We start from the raw sequence: 11,837 nt of genomic DNA on the forward strand, positions 1-11,837 counted from the left end.
AAAAGCCGTGTACATTTGTGCACGGTTTTTTACTATATTTGCTATGCAAACATAGATATGATATAATGATAAAAATGTTTTAATTAGTTTTTAGTGGGAGAAGGTATGCTAAACGAAGAGAAAATAAGACAGATGACTGAATTAGCATTATTGAAAAAACGAAAGGGCGAGCAGATGTTTGAGATTGATAATTATTTCAGAGAAGACTATGTGGGTAAACATATGCTTAGGTCTTTTTTTGTTTATACTATCTGTTTTGCTCTTATAGTTGTTTTGGCCGTCCTTTATAATTTAGAGGGTCTGATGTCAAGTGCTAATCCTATAGGATTGCTTTCGGTTATATATATTTTGATATATATATTGGGGCTGCTTACATTTGAGATGATTACATATAGATTTTTTTCAAAAAAATATGACGAGGCACAGAAAGACTTGAAGATATATAATGACAGATTGAATTATTTTGAAAAAAAGTTTGACAATAAAGAGAAGTTGCCAAATAACGGAGGTTAGAATGCTACAGCTATATGTGTTCAGAAACATCTTAAAGAGTTTTTATGCGAAATATTATTCGATAATAGATAAAGGAATTAAATATATAATATTGTTTACAGCTATGATGCTTATCAATATGAATCTGGGGTATCAGACTAAGCTTGCCGTGATACATATACCGATAGTTTTATCGGTAATAGGCGCTTTTTTGCCGTATATGGCAGGTGTGGTTATAGTGGCGATATTTCTCTTGATACACTTGTTCACGGCATCGTTTGAGTTGGCACTGATTGTGGGAATAATATTTATACTGACAATCTTACTATATTATAGTTTCGGCAAGAAAGACAGCGTGCTTTTGATCCTTGTTCCGATATTTTTTGCAATTAAGATACCGTATGTAATTCCGCTTGTAGTGGGACTTATGGGAAGTGCGGTAAGTATTATACCTATTTTGGCGGGAGTGCTTATTTATTTTACCTGCCTGTTTGCAAAGCAAAATATCGGACTGCTTACAAACACTCAATCTGTGGATATTGCACAGAGATATACACAGGCAATCAACGGTATTTTTTCCAACAAGACTTTACTTTTGTTTTTGATTGCATTTGCACTTGCTACATTTATAGTATATATGGTACATAATCAAAATATAGATTATGCGTGGCAGATTGCAATTGCTGCAGGTACCATCACTCTTTTGGTAAGTATTTTTGCAGGAGATTTTATTTTTGATATATCGCTTCCTCTTTTGGAGTTTATAATAGGACTTGTAATATCTGTGATTTTTGCATATATCTACAACTTCTTTGTATTTTCTGTAGATTATACAAGGACCGAGTATGCCAGGTTTGAGGATGATGATTATTATTATTTTGTCAAGGCTATACCGAAGATTACTATTACAGCCGCGGACAAAAAGGTACAGTCGTTCAGTACAAAGAAGAAGAACAAGAATAATGGGGGTAGTGAATGAACATAATCACGAGTTTGATGCGTGATGGACTTTCATATTTTCCACATATTGAATTTTTAAATGTAATTGAAATACTTATTATTGCATACATTGTATATGAAATAATGGCGTGGATTACTAAGACCAGGGCATGGACATTGCTTAAGGGCTTGCTGATTATAGTAGGTTTTACCATAGCGTCATATATATTACATTTTGATGTTATACTGTGGATAATGGGAAGGATTGCGACCATTGCGGTTACTGCACTTATTATAATATTTGCTCCGGAGCTTAGAAAGGCTCTTGAGCAGCTTGGAAATAAGAATATAATGAATATCCTCGCCTTTGACAGTAAGTCAAGCGATGACGGTATAAGTGAGCGTACGGTTGATGAACTTATAAATGCGGCCTTTACCATGTCAAAACCTAAGACCGGTGCTTTGATAGTGATTGAGAGAAATGAGAATCTGGCTTATATAGAAAATACAGGTATCTTAATAAACGGTATAGTATCAAGCCAGCTTCTTATAAATATATTTGAGCACAACACTCCGCTACATGACGGTGCGGTACTGATACGTGGTAATACTATAGTTTCAGCTACTTGCTATCTCCCTCTGTCAGAGAATATGAGGATAAGCAAGGATCTTGGAACCAGACATAGAGCGGCTATAGGTATAAGTGAGGTTTCGGATTCAGTTACAATAGTTGTATCCGAGGAGACCGGAAGGGTATCTGTGGCGATTGGCGGTAACTTGATAAAGGTAAATGACGGTGAGGAGCTTAAGAAAGAACTTTCTGTTTTATTGGAAGACAGGAAGGAAGATAAGAAGGTCTCTTTATTGTCGAAGCTGTTGAAAGGGAGAGGTAATGATAAAGACAAATAATCTTGTTTTGAAAATTAGCTCTTTGGCTGTGGCATTTTTGGTATGGATTATTGTGGTAAATGTGTCAAATCCTATAGTGACAAGGAACATAAGTGTACCTTTGAATGTGGTAAATGCAAATATTATCACAGATGCCGGTAAGACATATTCACTGATGGGAGCTAATTCGGTAACGGTAAGCTATGAGGTTCGAAGCAGAGACCAAAGCAGGATAGCGGCCTCAGACTTTAATGCGTCTATAGACCTTGGAGATATGTATGATATAACGGGTGCCGTACCGATTGCGGTAGAGGTGGTCAATAATAAGGACCTGATAATCGGTGCGGTGGCGTCAAAACCGAGTATTGTCAGGGTAAGTATCGAGGACCTTCAAAGGAAGGAGTTCACACTTACCACGAAGATTACCGGCACTCCTTCAGACGGGTTTTCCGTAGGAGAGGTAAAACTTGACAAGACCAATGTGGTTGTTACAGGTCCGGTATCGGTAATCGGTCAGATCAGTCAAATAGGTGTGGAAATAGATGTATCAGGTCTTGACAGTGATGAGAGCGGAAGAGCCGAACTTAAATATTTTGATGCCAACGGCAATGCGTTCGTTATATCGGACAGCAGAGTCAGCAAGAGCTTTGACAATGTAGGATACAGCCTTGTTATGTTGAACGGAAGGACGCTTGCGCTGAATTTTGATGTAGGCGGAACTGCCGCACAGGGTTATAAGTTCACAGGAGCGGAAAGCACTACAAAGTCTATACAAGTAAGAGGTCAACCTGAAGTGCTTGAGGGACTTGATTCCATAACAGTTCCTGCAAGTGCACTGAGTGTTGAGGGCGCAACAGGTGATGTGACATTGACTATTGATATAAAAGATTTTCTTCCGTCAAATGTTACGGCCGTGGGAGATACCAAAGTGAATGTAACATTAAAGGTGGAGGCGCTTGATAAGAAGTCTCTTACTCTGACTGTAAACGATTTGAATATAGTGGGAGCCAAGCCGGGTGTGGTGCCAAATATTGTTCCTGAAAAGATTACAGTGGTGGTATCGGGACTCAGTGCAAATCTTGAGTCTGTGACCAATGAAGATCTTAAGGCGACACTGGATGTAAGCGAGATGAATTCAGGAAGCAATACGGGTAGCCTTAAGTTTGAGCCTGCTACAGGGCTGAGTGTGGATTCATACACTCCTTTTGAAGTGATTATAGGAAATCATACAAGTGAAAAAAATGAAAAGGATGAAACAACAACAGCAGCGGAACAAGGCAGCACGGAGACTGCATCATCTGCTGAAAATTAGGGAGGATTTTGCATGGTTTCAGAAGAGTTGAAGGTGATAAATCCAAGCGGTTTGCATTTGCGACCGGCAGGCAGTTTGTGTAAAGAGGCATTGAAATATGATTCAAAAATAAATATTATATTTAAAGATGCTACGGCAAACGCTAAAAGTGTACTTAGTGTACTTGCCACATGTGTGAAATGTGGTGATGTAATCACTATTACATGTGAGGGAAAAGATGAGAAGGAAGCAATGGAAGCATTAAGGAATTTGATAAATTCCGGTTTTGGCGAAGTAAAGTAAGTAGAGGTTTACGATGAAGATTTATGGTGTAGTAGCAGCCGAGGGTATAGGCATCGGTATTGCAAAAGTAGTCAAAGAGCAGAGTTTTGAGGTTGTAAAAAGAACTGTTTCAGATATTGAGGCCGAAGTGACCAACTTTACAGAAATTTTGGAACTTACCAAGGCCGAGACTGAGGAAATGTCAAGGTCGCTTGAGAAGAATGCTTCAGCAAAGGAAGCTGAGATTTTGGTTGGACATATGATGCTGATGTCTGACCCTATGCTTATTGATGAGATGGTAAATCTTATAAAGAATGAAAAGATCTGTGCAGAGTATGCAGTGGAAGAGGTATGCAATCAATATGCGGCTGTATTTGCTTCAATGGATGATGAGCTTATGCAACAAAGAGCGGCAGATATGAGAGATATAAAGGACAGACTCATTAAGAAGATTATGGGAATTGAAAGCAGCGACCTTTCAACACTTCCGCACGGAAGTATTCTGGTAGCCAAGGATCTTACACCGTCTATGACTGCCGGGCTTAATCCTGAGAATGTACTTGGTATTGTGACGGAGTTCGGCGGAAAGACATCACATTCCGCAATACTTGCAAGGGCGCTTGAGATACCTGCCGTAGTAGGATTGTCTGATTTGCCGGAGGATATTGAAGACGGCAGTGAAATTGTACTTGACGGTGAGAGCGGTGAGGTCATTATACTTCCTACCGAGTCCGAGAAGAGCGAGTATAGAGATAAGAAGAAAAAATATGATGAAGCTAAGAAACTTCTGAAGAAATATTTGACACTGCCAAGTGTATCCAAAGACGGTAAACAGGTGGAGATAGTAGGAAATATCGGCAGCCCTGATGATGTCAAGAAGGTAATAGAAAACGGCGGAGAGGGTATAGGACTTTTCAGAACCGAGTTTTTATTTATGGACAGAGACTGTATGCCTACTGAAGAGGAGCAGTTTGAAAGCTATAAGCAGGTAGCTACAGCTATGGAAGGAAAGCCTGTAATCATCAGAACTCTTGATATAGGTGGAGACAAGGAAATTCCATATATGGGCATTGCACAGGACGAAAACCCTTTCCTCGGATACCGCGCCATAAGACTTTGTCTTGACAGAAAGGATGATATCTATATACCTCAGCTTCGAGCATTACTTCGTGCAAGTGCTTTCGGAAATATAAAGATAATGTTGCCGCTTATCACATCAATGGATGAAATAAGAGAGGCTAAAGCTCTTATAAAGAATATAAAGGCTGAACTTGATGAGAAGAATATTACATACAATAAGGATATTGAAGTAGGTATAATGGTTGAGACCGCTGCGGCTTCATTGCTTGCAGATCTCTTTGCCAAAGAGGTGGATTTCTTCAGCATCGGTACAAATGATTTGATTCAGTACACAATGTCTGTGGACAGAGGTAATGTAAAAGTTGCCAATCTGTATTCGGCATTCTCACCTGCAGTACTGAGAAGTATCAACAGAGTCATCACAGAGGGCAAAAAGGCCGGAATTATGGTAGGTATGTGCGGAGAAGCTGCAGCCGATCCTTTACTTGTACCTGTGCTTTTAGCTTGGGGTCTTGATGAGTTCTCCATGTCCGCCTCAAGTATATTAAAGTCAAGACAGATAGTTTCACTTTGTGACAGTAAGGACTTAAGAGCTAAGGTTGATAAGGTGCTTGAGATGGGATGTGAGAGTGAAATAAAAGATTATTTGAAAAAAATATCAGAGGAGTTTGGATGTTAATATATCTTATAGGCAGTCTTTTGGCTTATTTACTTTCCCGGACGGGGCTATACGCCCTGTCCGGGATTGTTCAGATTATAGTGGCACTATATCTTTATATAAAGGAATGCAGATATTCAAAGTCTTTAGTGAACCTTCGAGGAATATTTTCATTTGCATTTGTAGGAGGAGAGGGACTTTCAGCAATAAAACTGTCACATTTGGCAAAACCTTGGAGTAATACGACATGGATTTGTCTTTGTCTGGCTTTCGGATGCTTTTATATGATGTTTGAATGGCTGGAGAGATATCTTGGAAATCCTTATAAAAATAAGGAAGCAAGAGTCATTGAAAAGAGTAATGAAAACAGGCTGTATATATGTATAGTGATGCTTGCAATGATTTCCGTAGTTGCATTTAACATAGAGGCTATAAAACTTGGATTTATACCTTTTTTCTTAAGGGGAGTACCTCATGCGTATTCATACTTTCATGTCTCGGGAGTACATTATTTTACGGTGAGCTGTATTCTTGTGCCTTCACTCAGCATAATATATCTAAGTGAGGAGAAGGAGTTAAATGCTGTAAAATGGGTATTCCTTGTGTTTGCAAATATTGTTGCTATGCTGATACCTATACTCTGTGTTTCAAGGTTTCAGTTTATGTTTGCGGTACTGATGGCCTTTGTAACCTTGCTTATTTTAAAAAGAGATAAGATAAAACCTCTTTATTTTATAGCGGTTGTACTGATTATTGTACCGGTATATCTGCTTTTAACAGTTGCAAGGAGCCACAATGTGGAGTATCTTGACGGCATCTTTGAGATGAAATACAATCTGCCTATTTTTATTACTCAGCCATATATCTATATTGCAAACAATTATGATAATCTTGATACTTTGATTAAGGAATTGCCCAAGCACAGCTTCGGACTTAAGGGGCTTTTCCCGCTTTGGGCTCTTTCAGGACTCAAGTTCATATACCCTAAGCTTGTTGATTTTCCTATCTTTGTAAATAAGACCGAGCTTACTACGGTGACATTGTTTTATGACGCTTTTTATGATTTCGGTATAATCGGTGTGGGAGTATTTTCAGCCATACTCGGAGCGGTAAGCTTTTTCTTCGAAAAGTGGATAAGGAGTGCAAAGCACGCCGTTTTTTATATGATATATGCACAGTGGTTTGTATATCTGGCGTTGTCGTTTTTTACCACTTGGTTTTCAAATCCCGCTACATGGTTTTATTTTATTGTAACGGCGATTATATTTTTTATTTGTGAACAAAAGGGTAGGTAAGTTATGGACAATATGAGCGTTTTGGACAGACAATATAAGGAAATGACTGAGACTTCCGTGGAGAAGCTCATCTTGCGACTAAGTGTGCCTACTATAATAAGCATGCTTGTCACTAATATCTATAATATGGCGGATACATTCTTTGTAGGAAAGCTTGGAACAAGTGCTTCCGCCGCTATTGGTATAGTTTTTTCTCTTATGACTATAAATCAGGCGCTTGGATTTATGTGCGGCCACGGATGCGGTTCAAATATATCCAGAAAGCTTGGAAATAAGCAGGGAGATGAGGCCATCAAGTTTGCATCTACAGGATTTTTCATGTCACTGTTTCTAGGTGTGCTTATAATGATTATAGGTATAATATTTATGGAGCCGCTGCTTAGGATAATGGGCAGTACGGACACTATAATGCCTTACGCAAAATCTTATGGCATATGTATACTTTTGTCAGCTCCTTTTATGACCGGAAGCTGTGTGTTAAATAATGTTCTCAGATATGAGGGTAAGGCAGCTCTTGCAATGGTGGGGCTTACTCTTGGAGGTGTATTGAATATTATAGGTGATCCGATATTTATATTCGGACTCAATATGGGTACTTTGGGAGCGGGCATATCTACTGCGGTTTCACAGGTTATAAGCTTTTTTGTTTTGCTTTCCATGTTTGGAGGAGACAGGACGGTATCAAGGCTTAGGTTTTCGGCGGTTTCATGGGATATAAAGGATATTCTAAATATATTGTATACAGGCTTACCAAGTCTTATCAGACAGGGAATGATGAGTGTGTCTACAATGGTGCTTAATTATATGTCAATGCCTTACGGTGATGCGGCCATCGCCGCAATGAGTATTGTAAGCAGGGTTTGTAATTTCATATTTGCCATCGCGCTCGGTATATCACAGGGGTTTCAGCCGGTATCGGCTTTCAACTACGGTGCAAAGAAGTTTAAGCGTGTAAAGAGGGCGTTTGTATTTTGCTGTGGGCTAAGTATGATAATCCTTGGAGTTTTAAGTGTGCTTTCACTTATTTTTTCAGGTCATATAATAGGGCTTTTCAGAGATGATGCGGATGTTATAAGTGTAGGAACTTTTGCACTTAGAGCACAATGTATAGTTTTGTTTATATCACCTATTACATTGGCCGCAAGTATGATGTTTCAGGGGGCAGGTGAAAACCTCGCTTCGTCAATAGCATCTTTTTTAAGAAGCGGAATTACCTTTATACCGATGGTTGCCGTACTTCCGAGGTTCTTTGGAATATATGGAATACAGCTGGCTCAGCCTGTGGCGGATGTGATTTCGTTTGTTATTGTAATGCCTCTTATTGTAAGGTTCTTTAAAAAGATAAATGCATAAATTTCATTGTATAATATTGACAATTTTTAAATTTTAAAGTATAAAGTAATAAAACCGTTGATTGGGAGAAAAGAAATTAGTTACTTACAGAGAGTCGGAGGTGCTGAGAACCGATAGTGATGACGATTTTAATATGGACCCATGAGGGCGAGGTGAAAGGAAACAAGTAGCTAAGACGGGTGCTCCCGTTACTGGGCAGAAAATGTGTCGGCATTTTTGTAGAGAGAGTATTTTTACTAATGAAGGTGGTATCGCAGGCTTTGCTTGTCCTTTGGGATGACAAGGCCTTTTTTAGTGCATAAGTCACTGTCGGTAAATTTACTCCAATATCAGATGCCTAAGGAGGAGAAATGAATTTAATAAAGAAACTTGGAATTATCGCAATTGGTGCAGTACTTATGGCAGGTTGTACACCTAAGTCTGTAGTAACACAGAGCAGTGATAATGCTGCTGTATCGGAGAGTTCGGCTACAGAATCATCTAAAACAGAGAGTGCGGCTGCGGATACAAACAAGGACATGAAAAAAATAGGTGTAATACAGCTTGTAGAGCATAAGTCACTTGATATAATATACAATTCATTCAGAGATGAATTAAAGGAACTCGGTTATGTGGACGGTGAGAACGCAAAGATTACATTCCAAAATGCACAGGGAGATATGGCAAATATCACAAGTATTGTACAGGGATTTGAAGGAGATAAGCAGGATGTAGTGGTAACTATTGCAACACCTGTAGCACAGGGAGCAATGAGCCTTACAAAAACAACACCTGTAGTATTCTCCGCGGTAACAGATCCTATAGGGGCAGGTGTGCTTACAGATATGAATGCACCTGACAAGGGAATGACAGGTACAAGCGATGCGGTACAGATAGATAAGATAATGGACCTTGCACTGCAAATTACTCCTGATGTAAAGAAAGTAGGATTTATCTACAATCCGGGAGAGGATAACTCTGTAACCAACTTAGGTTTACTTGAGAAGTATACAAAGGAGAAAAATCTTGAACTTCAGACAGTAAGTATCTCAACAAGTGCGGACCTTCAGACAGCGGCAGCATCACTTTTTGAGAAAGTTGATATGATATTTGTTTCAAATGACAATACGGTAGCCGAGGCAATGCCTATACTTACATCAGAGGCAATCAAGGCTAAGAAACCTGTATATGTAGGTGCAGATTCAATGGTAATGGACGGAGGTCTTGCTACAGTAGGTATTGACTATACAGATCTCGGAAAAGAAACGGCAAAGATGGTGGATGAAGTACTTAAGGGTAAGCCTGTAAATGAAATACCTGTAAAGGTGTTCAAAGATGATCTTTTCATATATGTAAATACAGATACTGCTAAGGCGCTCGGTATAGAGATACCTGACAGTATCAAGAATGATAAGAAGTTTGTTGAAATCAAATCAAATAAGTAGGAGAAAAAATGACATTATCAACATTACTGGGAAGTATTGAATTAGGACTGATATTTGCAATATTATCATTGGGACTGTTCATAACTTTTAGGATTTTGGATTTGCCGGATCTTACGGTAGACGGAAGCTTTGTTACAGGGCTTGCATACAGTGCGGTATGGTCCGTAGCTAAGAATCCGCTTATGGGAATTATAATGGGAGTACTTGGAGGAATGCTTGCAGGCATTGTTACAGGTATACTTAATACAAAATTGAAAATACATGCTATACTTGCCGGAATATTGACCATGACAGGATTGTATTCCATAAATCTTTTTGTAATGGGTGATAAGCCGAGTGTTTTCTTCTATGGCGAGAAGACGATATTTACTCCTTTTGAGGGCAAGTTCTTTCTTGCAGGTGTGGATATAGGAAAACTGATATTGCTTTTGATAATAGTGGCGGTATTGGTGACAGTACTCAAATTGTTTTTGATGACACAGATAGGCCTGTCACTTCGTGCTACAGGTGATAATGAGGCTATGGTCAGAAGTTCAAGTATAAATACCGATGCTATGAAAGTTTTGGGATTTGCACTTTGCAATATACAGGTAGGGCTTTCAGGTGCAATATACGCACAGTACAATATGACGGCTACACATGGTGTGGGAACCGGAATGCTTGTGCTGGGACTTGCAAGTATTATAATAGGCGAAACCGTTATAGGTAAGAGAGGTATGTTAAGGCACCTTATTGCGGTGGTAATAGGCGCGATAATATATCGTATAATGCTTGCAATTGCATTCAGCCTTGGCTTGCCTGCAATATATCTGAAGCTCTTCTCGGCTGTGATAGTAGTGCTTGCAATCAGTATACCTTTGATAAAGCCTATATTGCTTAGATGGAGGAAGATACATGCTGGAAATTAAAAATATCAATGTTATATTCAATAAGGATACGGTAAATGAAAAGAAAGCACTGTGTGATCTGAGTCTTACATTAAATGACGGCGATTTTGCTACGGTTATCGGCAGCAACGGAGCCGGAAAGTCCACTATGTTAAATGCCGTTTCAGGTAATATAGAGGTGGAGAGCGGCAGGATATATAATAACGGACAAGATATTACCTATATGAAGGAGCATAAAAGAGCAAGGTTTATAGGAAGATTATATCAGGATCCGCTAAAGGGTACGGCTCCACATATGACTATTGAGGAGAATATGGGACTTGCCTACAGCCGCGGAAAGAAGATAAGATTCGGATTCGGTGTAAGAAAAAGTGACAGAGAGTATTTCAAATCTGTCTGTGCAAAGCTTGGTATAGGGCTTGAATACAGGTTAAAGAATGAAGTTGGAGGATTAAGCGGAGGACAAAGACAGGCGCTGACACTTTTGATGGCGACTATGGAAACTCCGGAGTTGCTTTTACTTGATGAGCATACTGCGGCACTTGATCCGAAGACCAGTAAGAAGATAATGGAGATAACAAACAGGATTGTTACAGAAAATCATATTACAACACTGATGATTACACATAATATCAGGGATGCGCTGGATTTCGGTAATAAAACTATAGTTATGAACAGCGGTAAAATACTGACCGTATTGGAGGGAGATATGAGAAAGAATATGACAATCGCAGATGTGATGAAGTTGTATTCGGAAACCGATGCGGTGCTGAGCGATAAGATGATACTTGGTTAATATATAAAAAGGACTGATGTCTCATACATGACTGTATGAAGCATCGGTCCTTTATTTTATTCTCCCGGTCCTACAAGTATAGGCGATGCCTGACCTCCGGGACCTTCGGTTGAGCCCGAAGGTCCGGGGCTCGTATGAGGTTCGTCATTTTTCGGAGCAGATACTCCCGGACCGTGCAGTACATCCGAATCATCATCACTCTTTGTAGGAGGAGTTGATTTTATATGTGCCGGAGCGGTGGTCTCAGGAGTGACTATATCTGACGGCTGCTTTTTCTTATTCTTTTTGTCCGGTTTGCTTGGAGTTATAACAGGGCTTGGAGACTGATTTGCTCCGGCAGTGTCACTACCGGGTGCTACACCGACAGAAACATTATTTTTTTGCCTTGGCGTGACTACAGGGTGGTTAGCGTTCGGAGCCACGCCGACATCCTGATTGTCAGTGGCACCTTC

At 39.6% G+C, this 11,837-nt stretch carries 11 protein-coding genes, 1 pseudogene and 1 other annotated feature; of the genes and pseudogenes, 11 read left to right on the forward strand and 1 reads right to left on the reverse strand.

Translation table 11 applies throughout. From position 1 onward, the window contains the following. Window positions 1-105: 105 nt before the first annotated feature. The 11 genes from ACO6FI_RS12280 to ACO6FI_RS12330 all read left to right on the forward strand — a co-directional run bounded on the left by ACO6FI_RS12280 (window position 106) and on the right by ACO6FI_RS12330 (window position 11,385). A complete protein-coding gene (locus ACO6FI_RS12280) occupies window positions 106-513 on the forward strand; it encodes a hypothetical protein (protein WP_485457587.1) in 408 nt (135 codons plus the stop codon). A gap of 1 nt (window position 514) precedes the next feature. Beyond that, entirely contained in the window at window positions 515-1,471 is a 957-nt protein-coding gene (locus ACO6FI_RS12285) for an ABC transporter permease (RefSeq protein ID WP_485457588.1), read from the forward strand. Then, the gene (cdaA, locus tag ACO6FI_RS12290) at window positions 1,468-2,340 is read left to right on the forward strand and encodes a diadenylate cyclase CdaA (RefSeq protein ID WP_485457589.1); all 873 of its coding nucleotides are present in this window, start codon (window positions 1,468-1,470) and stop codon (window positions 2,338-2,340) included. The genes ACO6FI_RS12285 and cdaA overlap by 4 nt, the downstream gene beginning before the upstream one ends. Next, a complete protein-coding gene (locus ACO6FI_RS12295) occupies window positions 2,324-3,631 on the forward strand; it encodes a CdaR family protein (RefSeq protein WP_485457590.1) in 1,308 nt (435 codons plus the stop codon). Before cdaA ends, ACO6FI_RS12295 begins: the two co-directional genes overlap by 17 nt. A gap of 12 nt (window positions 3,632-3,643) precedes the next feature. After that, complete coding sequence (locus tag ACO6FI_RS12300) at window positions 3,644-3,913, forward strand: HPr family phosphocarrier protein (protein ID WP_009446915.1); 270 nt, start codon at window positions 3,644-3,646, stop codon at window positions 3,911-3,913. A gap of 13 nt (window positions 3,914-3,926) precedes the next feature. Further along, on the forward strand, window positions 3,927-5,651 hold the full coding sequence (gene ptsP / locus ACO6FI_RS12305; protein ID WP_485457591.1) for a phosphoenolpyruvate--protein phosphotransferase: 1,725 nt from the start codon (window positions 3,927-3,929) through the stop codon (window positions 5,649-5,651). Beyond that, entirely contained in the window at window positions 5,645-6,925 is a 1,281-nt protein-coding gene (locus tag ACO6FI_RS12310) for an O-antigen polymerase (RefSeq protein ID WP_485457592.1), read from the forward strand. Before ptsP ends, ACO6FI_RS12310 begins: the two co-directional genes overlap by 7 nt. Before the next feature lie 3 nt (window positions 6,926-6,928). Then, on the forward strand, window positions 6,929-8,278 hold the full coding sequence (locus ACO6FI_RS12315) for an MATE family efflux transporter (RefSeq protein WP_485457593.1): 1,350 nt from the start codon (window positions 6,929-6,931) through the stop codon (window positions 8,276-8,278). A gap of 48 nt (window positions 8,279-8,326) precedes the next feature. Continuing rightward, window positions 8,327-8,553 (forward strand) — a binding site (T-box leader). A gap of 75 nt (window positions 8,554-8,628) precedes the next feature. Then, the gene (locus tag ACO6FI_RS12320; RefSeq protein WP_485457594.1) at window positions 8,629-9,702 is read left to right on the forward strand and encodes an ABC transporter substrate-binding protein; all 1,074 of its coding nucleotides are present in this window, start codon (window positions 8,629-8,631) and stop codon (window positions 9,700-9,702) included. Between the two features lie 8 nt (window positions 9,703-9,710). Beyond that, window positions 9,711-10,610: an ABC transporter permease gene (locus tag ACO6FI_RS12325; RefSeq protein ID WP_485457595.1), complete on the forward strand. Its 900-nt coding sequence runs from the start codon at window positions 9,711-9,713 to the stop codon at window positions 10,608-10,610. Next, window positions 10,597-11,385: an ABC transporter ATP-binding protein gene (locus ACO6FI_RS12330; RefSeq protein ID WP_485457596.1), complete on the forward strand. Its 789-nt coding sequence runs from the start codon at window positions 10,597-10,599 to the stop codon at window positions 11,383-11,385. The genes ACO6FI_RS12325 and ACO6FI_RS12330 overlap by 14 nt, the downstream gene beginning before the upstream one ends. 56 nt (window positions 11,386-11,441) lie before the next feature. Here the strand turns inward: ACO6FI_RS12330 and ACO6FI_RS12335 are convergent. Continuing rightward, window positions 11,442-11,837, reverse strand: a pseudogene (locus ACO6FI_RS12335) (transglycosylase domain-containing protein); the annotation flags it as partial.

The sequence above is a fragment of the Lachnoanaerobaculum sp. genome, from assembly GCF_057250505.1.